General features: G+C 69.3%; 15 protein-coding genes. 6 read left to right on the top strand and 9 right to left on the bottom strand.

All coding sequences use genetic code 11. The features are described 5' to 3' along the window. Position 1: 1 nt before the first annotated feature. From ACTWQR_RS18020 to ACTWQR_RS18000, 5 genes are all read right to left on the bottom strand, one after another. A complete protein-coding gene (locus tag ACTWQR_RS18020) occupies positions 2-361 on the bottom strand; it encodes a cupin domain-containing protein (protein ID WP_443228101.1) in 360 nt (119 codons plus the stop codon). 85 nt (positions 362-446) lie between these two features. Continuing rightward, positions 447-1,802 (bottom strand): NAD(P)-binding domain-containing protein, encoded by a 1,356-nt coding sequence (locus ACTWQR_RS18015; protein ID WP_443228100.1) that lies wholly within the window; start codon positions 1,800-1,802, stop codon positions 447-449. 42 nt (positions 1,803-1,844) lie between these two features. After that, complete coding sequence (locus ACTWQR_RS18010) at positions 1,845-4,151, bottom strand: DUF1989 domain-containing protein (RefSeq protein ID WP_443228099.1); 2,307 nt, start codon at positions 4,149-4,151, stop codon at positions 1,845-1,847. Positions 4,152-4,372: 221 nt separating this feature from the next. Continuing rightward, entirely contained in the window at positions 4,373-5,722 is a 1,350-nt protein-coding gene (locus tag ACTWQR_RS18005; RefSeq protein WP_443228098.1) for an ammonium transporter, read from the bottom strand. A 144-nt stretch (positions 5,723-5,866) separates the two neighbouring features. Next, positions 5,867-6,529: a helix-turn-helix domain-containing protein gene (locus ACTWQR_RS18000; RefSeq protein ID WP_443228097.1), complete on the bottom strand. Its 663-nt coding sequence runs from the start codon at positions 6,527-6,529 to the stop codon at positions 5,867-5,869. 565 nt (positions 6,530-7,094) lie between these two features. On the opposite strand from ACTWQR_RS18000, the gene ACTWQR_RS17995 reads away from it, so the two are divergent. The 4 genes from ACTWQR_RS17995 to ACTWQR_RS17980 all read left to right on the top strand — a co-directional run bounded on the left by ACTWQR_RS17995 (position 7,095) and on the right by ACTWQR_RS17980 (position 10,690). Beyond that, a complete protein-coding gene (locus ACTWQR_RS17995; RefSeq protein WP_443228096.1) occupies positions 7,095-8,447 on the top strand; it encodes an SGNH/GDSL hydrolase family protein in 1,353 nt (450 codons plus the stop codon). Positions 8,448-8,554: 107 nt separating this feature from the next. Further along, positions 8,555-9,058: a methylated-DNA--[protein]-cysteine S-methyltransferase gene (locus ACTWQR_RS17990; RefSeq protein WP_443228156.1), complete on the top strand. Its 504-nt coding sequence runs from the start codon at positions 8,555-8,557 to the stop codon at positions 9,056-9,058. A gap of 66 nt (positions 9,059-9,124) precedes the next feature. After that, entirely contained in the window at positions 9,125-9,856 is a 732-nt protein-coding gene (locus tag ACTWQR_RS17985; RefSeq protein ID WP_443228095.1) for a 2OG-Fe(II) oxygenase, read from the top strand. Between the two features lie 54 nt (positions 9,857-9,910). Beyond that, positions 9,911-10,690 (top strand): GNAT family N-acetyltransferase, encoded by a 780-nt coding sequence (locus ACTWQR_RS17980; protein ID WP_443228094.1) that lies wholly within the window; start codon positions 9,911-9,913, stop codon positions 10,688-10,690. Positions 10,691-10,775: 85 nt separating this feature from the next. Here the strand turns inward: ACTWQR_RS17980 and ACTWQR_RS17975 are convergent, their stop codons facing one another. The 3 genes from ACTWQR_RS17975 to ACTWQR_RS17965 form a co-directional block, all read right to left on the bottom strand. Then, a complete protein-coding gene (locus tag ACTWQR_RS17975) occupies positions 10,776-11,663 on the bottom strand; it encodes a GNAT family N-acetyltransferase (RefSeq protein WP_443228093.1) in 888 nt (295 codons plus the stop codon). 363 nt (positions 11,664-12,026) lie between these two features. After that, positions 12,027-12,293: a GlsB/YeaQ/YmgE family stress response membrane protein gene (locus tag ACTWQR_RS17970; RefSeq protein WP_443228092.1), complete on the bottom strand. Its 267-nt coding sequence runs from the start codon at positions 12,291-12,293 to the stop codon at positions 12,027-12,029. A 254-nt stretch (positions 12,294-12,547) separates the two neighbouring features. Next, complete coding sequence (locus tag ACTWQR_RS17965) at positions 12,548-13,783, bottom strand: aminoglycoside phosphotransferase family protein (protein ID WP_443228091.1); 1,236 nt, start codon at positions 13,781-13,783, stop codon at positions 12,548-12,550. 108 nt (positions 13,784-13,891) lie between these two features. Between ACTWQR_RS17965 and ACTWQR_RS17960 the strand changes: the two genes are divergently transcribed. Together ACTWQR_RS17960 and ACTWQR_RS17955 are read left to right on the top strand one after the other, a co-directional pair. Beyond that, the gene (locus ACTWQR_RS17960; RefSeq protein ID WP_443228090.1) at positions 13,892-14,608 is read left to right on the top strand and encodes a phosphotransferase; all 717 of its coding nucleotides are present in this window, start codon (positions 13,892-13,894) and stop codon (positions 14,606-14,608) included. A 147-nt stretch (positions 14,609-14,755) separates the two neighbouring features. Further along, the gene (locus ACTWQR_RS17955; RefSeq protein WP_443228089.1) at positions 14,756-15,523 is read left to right on the top strand and encodes an ArsR/SmtB family transcription factor; all 768 of its coding nucleotides are present in this window, start codon (positions 14,756-14,758) and stop codon (positions 15,521-15,523) included. A gap of 139 nt (positions 15,524-15,662) precedes the next feature. Here ACTWQR_RS17955 and ACTWQR_RS17950 read toward each other — a convergent pair whose 3' ends face one another. Continuing rightward, complete coding sequence (locus tag ACTWQR_RS17950) at positions 15,663-16,103, bottom strand: SPW repeat protein (RefSeq protein ID WP_443228088.1); 441 nt, start codon at positions 16,101-16,103, stop codon at positions 15,663-15,665. Between the last annotated feature and the right edge of the window lie 270 nt (positions 16,104-16,373).

Here is a 16,373-nt window from a genome sequence, read left to right as displayed (position 1 = left end):
GTCAGGGAGCGAACGTCCGGTGGCCGGCGTAGAAGCCGATCGCGTGGTCCGAGGTCTCGAACTTGACCGTCGTGCCCTTGGGGAAGAACAGCACATCCCCCTTGACCGCCTCGACGACCTGGCCGGTCGCCATGTCGGTGAGCGTGAAGTCGCCCTCGACCACGTACTTGGTCTCGTCGTACGTGTACTCGTAGATGAGTGGCTCGGAGTGGAACAGCTCGAAGAAGCCGGAGCAGATCACCGCGCCGCCGGGATTGACGAACGTGTCGCCGATGAACGCCTTGGAACCCTCGACCTCCATGCTGGGGAGATCGGTCGCGCCGTCCTGCACCTTCAGGATCGGACCCTGGGTGGTGGTCATCCTCGCCCTCCTGGTGTGGTTCCTCTGATGAAATCAAGTATCGTGCGGTGAAACGGCGGATGGGTTACGCCGCCATGAAGTTGAGTTACGGCACGTCCCGCTGCGCGGTGCGCAGGAAGGTGCCCAGGGAGTCGTCGAGCTCCTCCCACCAAGGGGTGTGGTGGACCGGCGCCGCCGTGCCGGTACAGGGGGAGGTGAAGGACCGGTCGCGGTAGCCGGTGATGGACTCCTCCTTGTGGTGCTCCCAGGTCGCGAAGTGCTCGCGGGCCAGGCCGAGGTCGAAGTCCGCGTAGTCGGTGGCGGCGAGCAGGTCGCGCAGGTAGTCGGTCTGGAAGTCGATGTCGTCCATCGGGCCGGCCAGGGTGTCCTGCCGTTCGCGCCAGGCCGCGATGTCCGCCTCCATGGCGGCCGCGTCCGGCAGGTCGATCCGGCCGAGCACGACATCGCGCACATAGAAGGCCTGCGCGTCGAACATCGTGAACGTGTAGTACTGGTCCTGCATCGCGAGGTACATGAACCTCGGGTTGGCCGTCCAGGCCACGCCCTTGTACAGCTTCTCCGGGTAGAGGTTGTTGTCCGTACGGAGCCTCAACTCCTCCTCCACGAACGGGAACCGGTGCTGGTACCCGGTGCACAGGACGATCGCGTCCACGTCCTGCGCGGTGCCGTCGGCGAAGTGCGCGGTACGGCCCTCGACGCGCTCCAGACAGGGAACCTCGCGGATGCCCTCGGGCCAGCCGAAGCCCATCGGGCTGCTGCGGTAGGAGATGGTGACGGACTTCGCCCCGTACTTGAGCGACTGCAGCGCGATGTCCTCGGCCGAGTAGCTGCCGCCGAGGACGAGCAGGTCCTTGCCCGCGAACTCGCCCGCGTCACGGAAGTCGTGGGAGTGCAGCACCCGACCGGGGAAGGTCGAAAAGCCGGGATACTCCGGGAAGTTGGGGGTGGAGAAATGGCCCGTACCGACGATCACCCAGTCGAACTCCTCGGTGAGCGTGGTGCCGTCGGCCCGGTTCTCCACCGTGACCGTGAAGGTCTCCGAGGCGGCGTCGTACGCGATCCAGCGCACAGGCGTGTCGAACCGTATGTACTGGCGGACGTTGCTCTTCTTCGCCCGGCCGGTGATGTACTCGTACAGCACCTCGCGCGGCGGGAACGACGGGATGGCGCCGCCGAAGTGCTCGTCGAAGGTGTAGTCGGCGAACTCCAGGCACTCCTTGGGGCCGTTGGACCACAGGTAGCGGTACATCGAGCCGTGCACCGGGTCGCCGTGCTCGTCGAGGCCGGTGCGCCAGGTGTAGTTCCACAGGCCGCCCCAGTCGCTCTGCTTCTCGAAACAGACGACCTCGGGCACCTCGGCACCGGCCCGCCGGGCCTCCTCGAAGGCGTGGAGCTGGGCCAGGCCGCTGGGGCCCGCACCGATGATGGCAACGCGGGACATGCTGAACCTCCGTAGGGCAGACGGGAGTCGAGGCAGGGGGAGTCAGGAGCGGGGCCGGGTCTTGTCGGGGTCGTAGAACGGGAAGCGGACGACCTGGGCCGGGATGCGCTTGCGGTGGCCGTCGAGCTTGCCGACCTCCACGGCCGTGCCCAGGTCGGCGTACTGGACAGCGATCCGGCACAGCGCGATGTTCTTGCGCAGGACGGGGGAGCGGGTGGCGCTGGTGACCACGCCGATCTGGGAGCGGCCGACGTGGACGCAGTCGCCGTGCCGCGCCGGCTCATTGCCCGCCAGTTCCAGGCCGACGAGGGTGCGCTGCGGGCTCGCCTTGCGGGCGAGCAGCGCCTCACGGCCCACGAAGTCGTCCTCCTTGGTCTTCAGGGGGACGGTGAAGCCGATGCCCGCTTCGTACGGGTCGGTCTGGTCGTCGAACTCGTAGCCCGCGAAGGCGAGTCCGGCCTCGATGCGCAGCATGTCCAGCGCCTGCAGCCCGAGCGGGGTGAGGCCGTACGGTTCGCCCGCCACGCGGACCGCGTCCCACATCGCGGTGGCGTGCTGGGGGTGGGTCCACAGTTCGTAGCCGAGTTCGCCGGAATAGCCGGTGCGCGAGATCAGCAGCGGGATGCCGTCCGGGCCGCCGATCCGGCCGATCGCGAAGCGGAACCAGCCGAGGTCGGTGAAGGCGGGCTGGGTGGGCGGTGTCCAGACGATGCCGGCGAGCAGGTCGCGGCTGGCCGGGCCCTGGACGGCGAGGTTGTGCAGCTGGTCGGTGGACGGCTTGATCCAGACCCGGTCGAGGCCGAGCCGTTCGGCCTGCTCGCGCAGCCATATGCCGTCGTAGTCGTCGCCGCCCACGAAGCGGAAGTTGGTGTCGCCGAGCCGGAAGACCGTGCAGTCGTCGATCATTCCGCCGGTCTCGTTGCACATCGCCGAGTAGACGACCTGGCCGTGCGAGAGCTTGCGGATGTTGCGGGTGAGGGTCGCCTGCAGCAGCGCCTCCGCGTCCGGTCCGGTGACTTCGAACTTGCGCAGCGCGGAGAGGTCCATCACGGCCGCCCGCTCGCGGCAGGCCCAGTACTCCTCCTGCGGGCCGTGCCGGTCGAAGGATTCGGGCAGCCAGAAGCCGCGGTACTCCGTGAACTGCCGGGTCAGCGCCTCCATGCGCGGCGCGAACGCGGACGGCCTGGTGAGCTGCGGCTCGGCGTCCGGGGTGACGCGGTGGGCGATGGCCATGGAGAAGCTCCTCCTCTCGTCGTACACGCGGACGTGGATGTCGGTCGGCACCCAGGCGTTCGAGGGGTCGATGTCGTCGGGGCAGGCGGAGGAGGCGCAGACGAGGTCGGTCATGGCGCGCAGCAGGACGTAGTCGCCGGGCCGGGACCAGGGCTCATCGAAGACGAGCTGGTGGTCGGCGTCGAAGTCGGTGTTGTAGAAGAGATTCAGGGCCGGCCAGCCGGAGCGCGCGGCGATGCCGTAGCCGCCGAGCTGCCCGTTGAAGTTGTCGGTGCAGTTGAGGTGGCCCGGGTAGCCCATGTCCTCGTAGTACTTGGCATTGCAGGCGAGCCCGAAGGTGTCGTGGCGGGCCACGGTGTCGCGCACCACCTCGAGCAGGGGCCGGGCGTCGGAGTCGTAGAACTTGCCGTGCAGACCCGGCTGCGGATAGGCACGCCCGGTGAAGGAGCGGGTGGCCGTCGCGTCGAGACCGCGCTCGACGCCGTCCTGGAGCCGGCGGGCGCCGAAGGCCAGGAAGTCGGAGCACTGGCGTCCCTCGACATCGATGACCTGGATGTACTGGCCCTTCTTCACCTCGTACGCGCGGGCTGTCGCGGCGTCGATCCTGAGGTCGAGCACGGGCTCGGCGAGGGGCTCGGGGAGGAGAGGGCCGGGGGTGCGGCGGGGATCGGCCCGGCGTATTTCGAGGATCAGCTCGGAGGGCGGGGTGGCCTCCGGGTCGTACGGGTCCATGGGGGTGGCGGGCGCGCCGACGAAGGCCACGGCATGCTCGGTCGCGGTGAAGTCCGCCCGGGACCCGGCGGGGGACAACGGGCCGAACAGCCGTACCGCCAAGGCGGATTGAGAATCCATGCCGTGTTGCGCGGCCAGCGGTGAGGTGCGGAGCACCGTGGCGGGCGCGTCCTGGACGGTTCCGAAGGCCGTGCCGGAGCGGTCGATCACCGTGAGTTCCGCCGGCTGCCTGCCATAGCGGTCGATGACGGTGATCTGGTCGCCGGGGGAAAGCCGGATGCCGGTGAGGCCGCCGGGGCGTACCGGATAGGTCTCCAGGCCCGGCTCGCGAGGGGCCAGGCCGGGGAGGAGCAGGCGTATGGGCGGTGCTGACAGCAAGGTCATGCGAGCTCACCTCTCGGTGTCCTCTGATGAAATTCAGTATCACCTCAGGAAACGGAGAGGGCGGTTAACCGATGGTTAAGGCGTGTTACGTTCCGCGCGCCCGCGATCGGTCTGTGTGGGGCGAGGTGTGGAAGGCGCGGAGGTCAACACGCGGAAGACCCGGCCCTTTTGGGTACCGGGCCGGGTCTTCCGCAAGTTCGGGGGTCAGGTCCAGGAGGTCATCAGCTCTTTGTGCTCTCCGCCGCCGCGGACGTGAGTGCCTCCGCCTTCTCGACCACGGCGCGTGAGCTTTCGGCCGGCTTGGGCGAGGGGCCGTAGAGGGCGCCCTCCAGATCCCAGGCGAGCTCGCTGTGCACGGTCACGTCGACACCGTTCTCCTCGGCCTCCGCCTCCAGTCGCATGCCCATCGTCTTGTCGAGCCCCTTCACCAGGAGCCAGGTGACGACGAAGGAGTACGCCATGACGGCGAGCGAGGCCACGGTCTGGATGCCGAGCAGCTTGAAGCCGCCGCCGTAGAAGAGGCCGCTCGCCGCGCTCGGCGCGTCCGACGTGGCGAAGAGGCCCACCAGCAGCGTGCCGGTCACTCCGCCGACCAGGTGGACACCCACCACGTCCAGCGAATCGTCGTACCCGAAGCGGTACTTGAGCTTGATGGCCAGCGGGCAGAGGGCGCCCGCGATCGCGCCGACCGCCAGCGATCCCAACGGCGACACCGCACCGCAGGCCGGGGTGATCGCGACCAGACCGGCGATCATGCCGGACACCGCGCCGAGCGCGGTCGCGTGCCCATGGGTGAACCGCTCCACGGCGATCCAGCCCAGCAGTCCCGCGAAGGAGGCGTTCATGGTGACCAGGACGACCACGGCCGCGCTGTTGCCGGCGGCCAGTGCCGAGCCGCCGTTGAAGCCGAACCAGCCGAAGAACAGGATGCCGCCGCCGAGCACGGTGATCGGGATGCTGCTCGGGCGGGGCTGCCGCGGCCAGGTGCGCCGGGCGCCGAGTGCGAGCACCGCGGCGAGCCCCGCGATACCGGAGTTGATGTGCACGGCGGTGCCGCCCGCGAAGTCCACCGCGCCCAGCTCGTTGAGGATCCAGCCGCCGGTGAGCGAGCCGTCCTCCGCGCTGAGCGAGAACACCCAGTGGCCGATGGGCAGATAGACCAGGGTCACCCACAGCCCCGAGAAGACGATCCACGCGCCGAACTTCACCCGGTCCACCAGGGCGCCGGCGATGATGCCCACCGTGATCGCCGCGAACAGGGCCTGGAAGGCGGCGAAGAGCGCGGGCGGGATCGCCGCTTCCTTGTCGCCGGTCAGCACCTCGGTCAGACCCGCGTGTTCGGTGACGTCACCGAGCAGTCCGAGCCCGCCGTAGGAGTCGCCGAACACCGCGGAGTAGCCGTACAGGGTCCAGACGACGGCCCCGGCGGCGCATCCGCCGAGCACCATCATGATCATGTTGAGGGTGGAACGGGCGCCGGCCATCCCGCCGTAGAAGAGCGCGAGGCCGGGAACCATCAGGCTCACCGCGGTGAAGGCGGCGAGTATCCAGGCGGTACTTGCTGCGTCCATAAATTCGTCCTCCCCATTGGGCGGCCCTCTCGTGTCTCCTGAGAGGAACCAATGTTGAGAGAGGGTGGACGAAGCGTGTTACAGGGCGCGCCACGCGCGATAAAGACTGTGTTGCCCATGTCTTTCGGTGTCCTGCGGTGGGTCTCAGGACTCGATGTCGCCGTACGCCACGACCGACAGGAAGCGGATCGGCAGCTCCACCAGCTCCTGCGGGCCGTGCACGCCCTCGCCGTCCAGTTGCAGCGCGTCGCCGGGACGCATCCGGTACACGGCGTCGCAGTGCCCGTAGACCATCTCGCCATCGAGCATGAACAGCAGCTCGGTGCCCGGGTGTTGGAACAGCGGGAACACCTCGCTCTGCTCGGTCAGCGTGACGAGGTGGGCCTCCATCCGCTTGTGCGGGCCGCGCAGCGCGCCGAGCAGGGTGTAGTCGTGGCCCACCCGCGAACCGCGCTGAATGATCCGGGCGCCGGCGCCGGACGGGGTGAAGACCGCCTCGCGCTCGGTGTCGGCGCCCCGGAAGAGTGCCGTCACCGGCACGTCCAGGGCGGCCGCGAGCCGGGCCAGGGTGGTGAGACTGCAGGACGTCTGGGCGTTCTCGATCTTCGACAGCATGGCCTTGGAGATGCCCGCGCGGGTGGCCATGTCGCCGACGGTCAGTCCGATCGCCTGCCGGTAGCGGCGCACCTGCACCGCGATCGCCCGCTCCAGCGCGCCGTCGGCGGGCGCCGGCTGGTCCACCTCCCGGGCGGCAGGGCCGTGGTCGGTCCGCTCCTGTGGACCAGGGGTGTCCCGCGCCTCGTTCATCGTTCGCCGTCCATCCGCGCAGCATAACCAACGGACCGCGGGACGCTTCGGCGCTCCCCGTGGGTCGGTCGTGCCCGAGCGTGAACCTGTGGCCGCTGCCGGTGGACCGGCTGCTCCCGGGGAGGTGGGAACGGCCGCTCCGCGCGCAGGACGACGGTGCGGGACCGCCTTCCGAGGATGGGGGCAACCGTCTCTGGCGGCTCTTCGGCTCAACTTCCCTGCGGTACCGACGTCTTGACGTGAGTAACAGCACTCCCTATCGTCACGACCGCTCATTCGTAAAGTGCTCCGAATGTTTCGAAGCGATTCCCTGCGGATCGGTCAAGATGCCGGAGAGGGGCCTGCGTTGGCCACGAGACACGGCGGTACCGCGAGCGCCACCCACTCGATTGCTCCGCGCGGACCTCCAGGGGGCCAGTGCCGCCATCAGCCCGGGCCGCGCCTGGCGCACCGGTCATCTATTTCCGTGCCGTACGGCAGTTGGAGCCGCCCAGGGGAGATCGGCCCCGCCCGGCCCTCGAGCCCACCCCCGCCTGCTTCCTCCCGGACGACGAGGAGACCCGACATGAAGCACTTGACTGTCCGCCAGAGACTTTCCGCCTTACTCGCCGGAGTCCTCCTGCTGGGAGGCGCGTCACTCACCCCCGCGGCCTCCGCCGCTCCCGCATCCGCTCCTTCCGCCGCACCCGCCGCATCGTCGGCCGCCTGGACCGGAACCTGGGCGACAGCCCCCACCACGGTGCCCAGGACGGACACCACGACCTTCGAGAACCAGACGATCCGCCAGATCGTGCGCACCAGCATCGCCGGAAGCGCCCTGCGGGTGCGGCTGTCGAACGAGTTCGGCAAGCAGGCGCTGAAACTCGGCGACGTGCACGTCGCCCGCCGCGCGGCAGGCACGGCGGACGCGAGCATCGAGCCCGGTACCGACCGGCGGCTGACCTTCGGCGGCAAGTCCTCCGTGTCCATCCCCGCCGGAGCGCCGGCGCTCAGCGATCCCGTCACCCTCCGCGTGCCCGCGCGCTCCGACCTCGTCGTGAGCCTCCACCTTCCTGAAAGAACCCCGGGTTCGACGGTCAACTCCTTTGCCTCGCAACGCAATTACGTCGCGGCAGGCAACGTCACGGGCGAGACCAGGATCGAGCCCACGTCCGTCACCGAGCGGTGGTACTTCCTGACCGGGGTGAGCGTGCGCGCCACCGCCGACCGACCGTCCGAGACAGGCAGGTCCGAGACGGGCAACGCATCCGCGGTGGTCGCGCTCGGCGACTCCATCACCGCGGGCAGCACCGTCGACACCAACCACCGCTGGACCGACTACCTGACCCAGCGACTCCAAGGCCCCGGCGGTCCTCGCCACCCCGTCGGCGTCCTCAACAAGGGCATCAGCGGCAACCGCCTTCTCCACGACCCCAATCCACCCGCCGGCAACCCCGCCGAGGCGTACGCCGCGTACTTCGGCGAGAGCGGACTCAAGCGCTTCGACCGCGATGTGGCAGCCCAGCCGGGCGCCCGCCATCTCCTCGTCCTGATCGGCGTGAACGACCTCGGGCACCCCGGAACCATCGCCCCGCTCTCCGAGAAGGTGACCGGCCAGGACCTGATCGACGGCCACCGGCAACTCATCGCCCGCGCGCACGAACGCGGACTACGGATCTACGGTGGCACGATCACGCCGTTCAAGAACGACACGTTCGGCTTCTCCACCCCGGAGAACGAGGCCGCGCGTCAGACCTTCAACCACTGGCTGCGTACCAGCGGCGAGTACGACGGTGTCGTCGACTTCGACGCGGCACTGCGTGATCCGGCAGAGCCCGACCAGCTGCTCGCCGCCTATGACAGCGGCGATCACCTGCACCCCAACGACGCGGGCCGAGAGGCGATGGCACGAGCGGTGCCGCTGCGCTTCTTCAAGTGACGGGCAACGCCGCAGTGTGACGTCCGAATCCCGCCAGCATCCGTGATCGGAACGCTCCATCGTTGGAGGTGGAAGAAAAGCGGATGAAGGAAAAGGGGGAGGCGACGATGACCGCCTACACGACGGCCGACAGCCCGCTGGGCGAACTGCTCCTGGTCGGGGAAGAGACTCAGGACGGCATGACGTTGACGTCGCTGTCCATGCCCGGCCAGAAGAACGCCCCTGCGGTGCGGCCCAGTTGGTCACGCGACCCGGACGGCTTCGCGTACGTCACCCGGCAACTGACCGCCTACTTCGCCGGTGAACTCACCGAGTTCGAGATCGAGTTCACCCCGGGCGGCACGGAGTTCCAACAGCTCGCATGGAGCGCCCTGGAGAAGATCCCGTACGGCACGGCGACCACGTACGGCGAACTCGCCGAGCGGCTCGGCGTGCCCCGCGGGCGGGTCCAGGCCCTGGGCGCGGCCATCGGCGCGAACCCGCAGCTGCTGGTGCGCCCGTGCCACCGCGTGATCGGTGCGGACGGCACGATGCGCGGCTATGCCGGAGGCGTGGAGCGCAAGGTCCACCTCCTCACCCACGAAGGGGTCCTGCAGCCGACCCTCCTCTGAGCCCCGAGCAAACCGCGGCCCGCCGGATGAACCACCACGGGCGGATCCACGAAGGAAACCTCCACCATGATCGACACCACCCTCCGGACGAGCAGCGTCGGCGAACGGATCGCGGCGCAGGACTGGGACGCGCTGACCGACGAACTCAACGAGTACGGCAACGCCCTCACCGGTCAGCTCCTCACTCCCGCGCAGTGCCAGGAGATCGCCGCCCTGTATGACGAGAGCGAACGCTTCCGCGCGACCATCGACATGGCCCGCTACCGCTTCGGCTCCGGCCAGTACCGCTACTTCACCCACGAACTGCCCGACGTAGTACGGGAATTGCGCGAAGCGTTCTACCCGCTCCTCCTTCCCGTCGCACGTGGCTGGGCCGAGATGCTGGGCCGACCCGCACGCTGGCCCGACACGTTGGCGGAGTGGCTGGCGATGTGCCACGCGGCCGGGCAGGCCAAGTCCGCGCAGATCCTGCTGCGTTACGGGCCCGGCGACTGGAACGCCCTGCACCGCGACGTGTTCGGCGAGCTGCTCTTCCCGCTCCAGGTCGTCATCGGCCTCGACGCCCCCGGAGCCGACTTCACGGGCGGCGAGTTCATCATGACCGAGCAGCGCCCGCGCGCTCAGTCCCGGGGATCGTCCACGACCCTGCTCCAGGGCCACGGACTGATCTTCACCACCCGTGACCGGCCCGTGGCCTCCAGGCGCGGCTGGTCCACCGGACCGATCCGGCACGGCGTGAGCACGGTCCGTTCCGGGCGACGACGCGCACTCGGTCTCGTCTTCCACGACGCCAAATGATCGCGGGCCGAAAACTCCGTTGCCCGGCCGACCCGCTGATGCTGGAGTGGCGGAATGGATCACGAAGCCGTACTGGCACTGTTCGACCGGGACATGCGCGAGGGCGCGCGACCCGACGGCCCCGGAGCCGTGGTGGAGCGCGTCGAAGGACTGGTGCGCCAGGTCGGTCCCGAGCAGGGCTGGAGCGGAGTGCTCTGGTCGGACCTCGCGGAGACCGACGCGGATACGGCGATCGCCGAGCAGGTGCGCTATTTCGATGGGCTCGGCCGCGAGTTCGAGTGGAAGCTGTACGGGCACGACCGGCCGTTCGACCTGGGACAGAGACTGCGCGCGGCCGGGTTCACGCCCGAGCCGGAGGAGACGCTGATGATCGCCGAGTTCGGCGAACTGAGCCTCGACGCCGAGCCGCCGAAGGGCGTCGAGCTGCGGCCCGTCACCGACCGCGCGGGCGTGGACCTGGTGGCCGACGTCCACGAACAGGCCTTCGGCACGGACAGCTCCCGGCTCCGCCACCGGCTCCTCGCACAGCTCGACGAGAACCCGGACACCGTGGTCGCGGTCGTGGCCCTCGCCGGTGACATGCCGGTGAGTTCGGCCCGTATGGAACTCACCCCCGGCACCCGCTTCGCGGGCCTGTGGGGCGGCGGCACCGTCGAGGCCTGGCGCGGCCGCGGCATCTACCGTGCCCTGGTCGCCCATCGCGCCCGCATCGCCGCCGAGCGCGGCTACCGCTACCTCCAGGTCGACGCCTCCGACCAGAGCCGCCCCATCCTCCAACGGCTCGGCTTCGCACCCCTCACCACGACCACGCCGTACGTCCACGTGGTCCCGTAGCCGGGTGACCGGCCCGTAGCCGTACCTGTATCGGTACCGCTGCCGAGGCCGCGGCCCATGCCACATCCCGGCCCGCTCGCCCGCGTCACCCGCACAGATCGAGCTGGTACTCCACCGCCTTGTGCGTGGGCAGATAGCCGAGCGTGTCGTTGATGCCGCGCATGTGCGTGTTGCTGTCGGCCGTGTCGGTGAGCAGGCCGCCGAGTTCGGGGTGCCGCTCGCGTGCCTGGCGGATCGCCTCCGCCTTCATCCAGAGGCCGAGTCCGTGGCCGCGGTGTTCGGGCAGCACACCGGTCCCGTAGTGCTGCGCGTCGCCCTGGCCGTCGCCGGGCACGACCAGCTCGGAGAAGCCGACGATCGACCCGTCCGTCGTGTCCACCACGGCGACGGTGTGCAGCAGTTCGCCCCGCTTGGCGATCGCGTCGGCGGCGGAGAGCACCCGGTCCACGTCCCAGACGACCGTGCCGTAGTCGGTCCCGTCCATCGGCATGTCGTCCATGGCCCGCCGTGACTCGGCGAAGGTCCGCGCGAGTTCGGGCGGCACCGTGCCGTCCCACCGGGTCAACCGGTAGCCGCCATGGGGCCTTTCGGCGATCCCGCGGATTCGGTCGAGGTCGGCGTCGGCCAGCGGGAGTCGGGCGTACGTCAGCGCCAGCACCCTGCGGAAGCCACGTGCCGCCAGGAAGAGGTCGCCGGGGGAGCCGTCCTCGGCCTGGGCGAGCAGGCACCGGCGCCGCTCGCTTCGTGCCGCCGCGACGGCCGCGTCCAGGAGCCGGCTGCCGACATTCCGCCGCCGTTCGCTCCGGTGCACGGCGATCTCCAGCTCGCCGAGATGCTCCTGCCCCTCCTGGGTGAACAGCCGCAGAAACGCGGACCCGACCGGTGCTCCCTCGTCGTCGGACGCGAGCCAGGCCAGGCGGCGGCTCGACGCGGTGAGTTCGGGGTCGGCGAGCGCGGTGATGTGGGGCGGCAAGGCATCTCCGTCACGGATGTGGCGCGGGGTGAAACCCGCAGACGCTAGGGGGTGTTTCGAAAGTCCCGCACGGCACCCACGGCGCCCGGCACGCACTCTCGCCGCACCGGCCGAAAGCCCAAGTACGTCCAGTGCGAGGGCTTTCGGCCGGCACGCCGAGAGAACGCACCGGACACCGCGGGCACCACACGGGACTTTCGAAACACCCGCCTCCGGCCGGACAGCCCCTCAACAAGATCTTCATCAGTCTTCTAGCCGTGACGGAGCTCTACCCGCAACAGGTTTTCATGCGGTGGTGCGCCGACGGTTGACGGCAGTGACATCGCGGAGCTCCCAGGTGGAGAGCGCCGTGAGCCGTCATGGTCAGCGGCGGCCCGCCTTCGACCGGTCCAGCGCCGTGACACCGAGCGCCGCGAGGCCGATCTGGATCAGCCACTCGATCCAGTCCACCCCGTCGGTGTCGGCCACGTCGAACGCGTTCGCGATCGCCGAGCCGATGAGCGCGGCCACGATGCCGACCGCGATCGTCCACAGAATGCCAATGCGCTGACGTCCAGGGACAACAAGCCGTCCCAGCACGCCGATGATGACACCGATCACGATGGCACTGATGATGCCCGAGATCTCCATCTCAGCCCCTCTTCGCCCCTCTTCGGCATACTCCTTACTGCTATGAGTGCCCCCTGGACGTGATTGCAGTCCAGGTCAGCGCGTTCACTCGACGCTGCCTCCGGCTCATCAGCCGCCCCCGACCCAGCCGGTCACACCCAGCACCTCGCGCGCGATGTCCGCAGCTGGGGAGGCAGCGCGAGAGTCAGCGGGCTGTCCATGAAGCGATCGTGCCTCGCACATGGGCAGGCGGCCAAGGGCGCGTGATCGCCGGCTCAGCGCACGACGGAACGTCCCACGCCGGCGAGCCCCTCGTCGGGAGCGGTCGCGCAGCGCACGGCGTCGCGGATCACCGACACGGGATCGTCCTGGTGGTAGATCTTCTCCGACGGCTCGATGCCGTCCAGGAACTCCTGATAGCGCACCGCGTACGCGAGATGGGCGAGCGGCTCGGCGACGACCAGGGCACCGGCCGGATCGCTGTCCGGAACCCGTGCCCGCCACGCGTCCACCCAGGCGCGGACAGCGCTCTCGCGCACGGTCTCGGGGAGGTAGGCGTAGAGGCGCAGTCCGTCCAGGACCGGGTTCCCCCAGTGGGCGTCGGCGAAGTCGACGACGACCGGCGGCCCGCCGTCGCTGCGCCAGTTGCCGGGATGGAAGTCCCCGTGCACAACCGTGTCCGGCAGCCCGCACTCGTCGAGCAGACGCCAGCGATCCGCCAACTCCCGCACGACGGAGAGCTCTTGGGAGGTGAGCTCACCGGAGACCGGACCGTCGAGCAGTTCCCGGACGCGCTCGGCGAAGACGGACGTACGACGGTCCGGCAGGCCCGCGGGCCGTTCCTCAGGGCGTTCGGCGAGCGCCACCTGCGCGGCGACGAAGCGCCGCACTCCGGAGGCCGCGGTCTCCGGGGACGTCTGCCAGCAGTCCTCGCCAGGGATGTGCTCCATCAGGAAGCGCCCGTCGGCGGAGCCGAGAACCGTCGGGACCAGCCCCGGATCGACGCGGGCGAACGCGGCGATGACCTCCGCCTCGTCGGCGGCGAAGCGCGGAGTGGCCTTGAGCCAGACCATGCCTCTGTCGGTGGGCAGCCGGAGGAGCCCGGCCAGGTTCCAGGTGCGGCGCTGCTCCACCGGCCCGGTCACCGGCCGCCCCGCCGCGGCCAGCGTGTGCGTCGACCAGTCGAGCAGCTCCCGCAGCCCGTCGAGCCGTGCCCACGGGGCCCGCAGAGCCTCGTACCCGTGCAACATCCCTGGGTCCGGCGGAAGTTGGAGTAGTACACCCGGGCGCTCCAACGCCTCGACGTGGTACGTCACATGACCGTCGCGCCCGCCCTCACCGCCGTCCACGGACAGCAGCCGCATCACCAACACCGGTACACCAAGGGCCCGTTGCAGCCGTTGGACGACCGGCTCGACCTCGGACCACCACGGCACGTCCGCGGAGAAGGGTCCGGCGACACCGAGGAAGTCCTCACCCGACGTCACCCACGCGCTGAAAGTTCGGCTCACCGCGTCATTGTGTGCGGCACCGACGTGCGCAGCCAGCGAATATCGTGCCGGGAGGAGTTCCGAACGGCAGGGCGTGACGACGGGCCGTGAAGACAGGAGCGGTGTCCCTTGGGCGAGTCGGTCCTCGGCGGCGGCTTCATCAACCAGGTCGTCCGCATCGGGAAGACGGTGCGCCGCCCACCCTCGGCGCGCTCCGGCTTCGTACGCGAACTGCTCACGCTGTTCGAGGAGCGCGGCTGGAACGGAGCGCCACGGTTCCTCGGCGCGGACGATCAGGGACGCGAGATCTTCGAGTACGTCGAGGGGCGGGCGGCGTTGAGCGCCGAGGAGCGGCGGCTGGCGCGTACGGACGAGAGCATGGTGCGGGTGGCCCGACTCGTCCGCGAGTTCCACGACTTGACGTACGGGACGCCGCTGGCCGGCGACGAAGAGGTCGTGTGTCACAACGACCTGTCTCCGAAGAACACCGTCTACCGGTCCTGGCGCCCCCTGGCCCTCATCGACTGGGATCTCGCCGCGCCCGGGGCGCGCGTCCACGACGTGGCTCACCTGTGCTGGCAGTACCTGGACCTCGGGCCGGGAGTGACGGACATACGGGAAGCCGCCCGACGGATCCGGCTGATCTGCGACACGTACGGACCGGCCGAGCCCACCGAGGTCACGGAGACGGTCCTGTGGTGGCAGGACCGGACGTGGCGAGGGATCGAGGCCGGAGCGACGCGGGGTGACCCGGCCATGGTCGGGCTCCGTGACCGAGGAGTGGTCGATGAGGTGCGCGCGGCCTACGAATGGGTGGCTGCGCACCAGCGGGAGTTGGCCGGCTGAGGCCACTCGCGCACACGGGGGTTGAGCGGGCAGCTCCGGCCCGAGCCGGTGAACAGGGTGGCCGTCGTGATTGACATGCAGGTAATTGCCTGCATAACGTTGAGTGTGCGAGCGAAGAGGGATCCAGGGCCGGAGAAGGACTCAAGGATGGACCAGGTCTTCAAGGCGCTGGCCGACGGGACGCGAAGGCGGCTGCTCGACAGGCTGCACGAGCACAGCGGGCAGACGCTGGGGGAGCTGTGCGAGCACATCGACATGACCCGCCAGTCGGTGACCCAGCACCTGGCGGTCCTGGAGGCCGCCAACCTGGTCAGCGCGGTGCGGCGGGGGCGGGAAAAGCTGCACTACCTCAACCCCGTACCGCTCCACGAGATCCAGGAGCGGTGGATCGACAAGTTCGAGCGCCCGCGGCTGCGTGCGCTCAGCGCAGTCAAGCGACGAGCCGAGGAAGACATGACAGACAAGCCGACATTCGTCTACGTCATCTATATCGAGAGCACGCCCGAGAGGATCTGGGACGCGCTCACCGACGCCGACATGACCGCGGCCTACTGGGGCCACAGCAACGTCTCGGACTGGAAGCCCGGCTCACGCTGGGAACACCGCCGCACGGACGGCTCGGGCATCGCTGACGCGGTCGGCGCCGTCGTGGAGAGTGAGCGGCCGACGCGGCTGGTGATGACAGGGGTGGCGCCCGAGGATGAGGGGCAGGAGGAGAAGTACTCCCGGATCACCTTCGACATCGAGCAGCACGGAGACATCGTTCGGCTCACTGTCACCGAGGAGGACCTGGCCGACGAGGCCATGCTCGCCGACGTGTCGTCCGGTTGGCCGGCCGTGCTGTCCAACCTGAAGTCGTTCATCGAGACCGGCAGCCCGCTCCCACAGGAGCCGTGGCTGATGCCGAGCCGCTGAGCCGTACGCCCAGACGCCCATACGGCATGTGCCCGTACGTCCATGTGCCGACCGGTCCGCGACGTGAACGCGCGCACCGGCCGGCGGTCCTCATCCGTGCGGACGTCCTGCGACGTCCGCTGTCCGTGCAGACGTCCTGCTACGCCTGCGGTTTGCCTTTCATGGACGCTGCCGCGCATACGAACCCCAGCACCACGGCGAGGGCGCCGATGATGATGTTGTTGACGACGACACCCGCGTCAGGGCTCTCGCCGACGATCCACGGCGAGATGATCAGCCACGTACCCATGGCGCACATGGCCCAGCTCAGGCCGTACATCCGCGTCGGGGTGGTGGTGAATCCGAGAGCCAGCACGCCTATCGCGATGCCCATGATGAGGTTGTGGGTCACGAGCGCGGGCTGGCTTGTCGTGTAGTGGAGAATCCACGGGGAAGTGGCGCAGTACAGACCGAGCAGGAACACCGGTCCGTCCACGAGTGCCACATCGCGACCACCGAGCATGCGGGCGTATCGATCCCGCATTTCGGTTACATCAGGGTGGCTGGTGATGTCACCTCTGGTGTGTGAGACGTCGGCCATGACTCGTCTCCTTCGTTCTCTGCAGACACGACCGCTCTGGAGCGGTATGCGGTAAGCGCCGCGTAGGTTCATTGTGCGCTTATTTCATCTTTATGTGTAGCGGTCGGCGGGTCGGTAGGGGCGCAAGGGGTTGGCCACGGGACCCAAGGTGACGTTCGGTGACGGAGTGTGACTTGCCCGAAGCGGGAATCGGCCGCGCCCTACGGCACTCGCCCTCGCGCTCACCTCCGCGCCGAGTTCGAACGACGGGGCCGGGCCCGATCATCCGGC

Source organism: Streptomyces sp. 2A115, from assembly GCF_052245575.1.
GTDB lineage: Bacteria > Actinomycetota > Actinomycetes > Streptomycetales > Streptomycetaceae > Streptomyces.
Note: the sequence above shows the minus strand (reverse complement) of the source record. Positions and strands in the feature narration are given on the sequence as shown.

What these genes read in the sequence shown, in the direction of transcription:
- ACTWQR_RS18020 (WP_443228101.1), bottom strand. Translation starts at nt 361, where the DNA reads ATGACCACCACCCAGGGTCCGATCCTGAAGGTGCAGGACGGCGCGACC.
- ACTWQR_RS18015 (WP_443228100.1), bottom strand. Translation starts at nt 1,802, where the DNA reads ATGTCCCGCGTTGCCATCATCGGTGCGGGCCCCAGCGGCCTGGCCCAG.
- ACTWQR_RS18010 (WP_443228099.1), bottom strand. Translation starts at nt 4,151, where the DNA reads ATGACCTTGCTGTCAGCACCGCCCATACGCCTGCTCCTCCCCGGCCTG.
- ACTWQR_RS18005 (WP_443228098.1), bottom strand. Translation starts at nt 5,722, where the DNA reads ATGGACGCAGCAAGTACCGCCTGGATACTCGCCGCCTTCACCGCGGTG.
- ACTWQR_RS18000 (WP_443228097.1), bottom strand. Translation starts at nt 6,529, where the DNA reads ATGAACGAGGCGCGGGACACCCCTGGTCCACAGGAGCGGACCGACCAC.
- ACTWQR_RS17995 (WP_443228096.1), top strand. Translation starts at nt 7,095, where the DNA reads ATGAAGCACTTGACTGTCCGCCAGAGACTTTCCGCCTTACTCGCCGGA.
- ACTWQR_RS17990 (WP_443228156.1), top strand. Translation starts at nt 8,555, where the DNA reads ATGACCGCCTACACGACGGCCGACAGCCCGCTGGGCGAACTGCTCCTG.
- ACTWQR_RS17985 (WP_443228095.1), top strand. Translation starts at nt 9,125, where the DNA reads ATGATCGACACCACCCTCCGGACGAGCAGCGTCGGCGAACGGATCGCG.
- ACTWQR_RS17980 (WP_443228094.1), top strand. Translation starts at nt 9,911, where the DNA reads ATGGATCACGAAGCCGTACTGGCACTGTTCGACCGGGACATGCGCGAG.
- ACTWQR_RS17970 (WP_443228092.1), bottom strand. Translation starts at nt 12,293, where the DNA reads ATGGAGATCTCGGGCATCATCAGTGCCATCGTGATCGGTGTCATCATC.
- ACTWQR_RS17955 (WP_443228089.1), top strand. Translation starts at nt 14,756, where the DNA reads ATGGACCAGGTCTTCAAGGCGCTGGCCGACGGGACGCGAAGGCGGCTG.
- ACTWQR_RS17950 (WP_443228088.1), bottom strand. Translation starts at nt 16,103, where the DNA reads ATGGCCGACGTCTCACACACCAGAGGTGACATCACCAGCCACCCTGAT.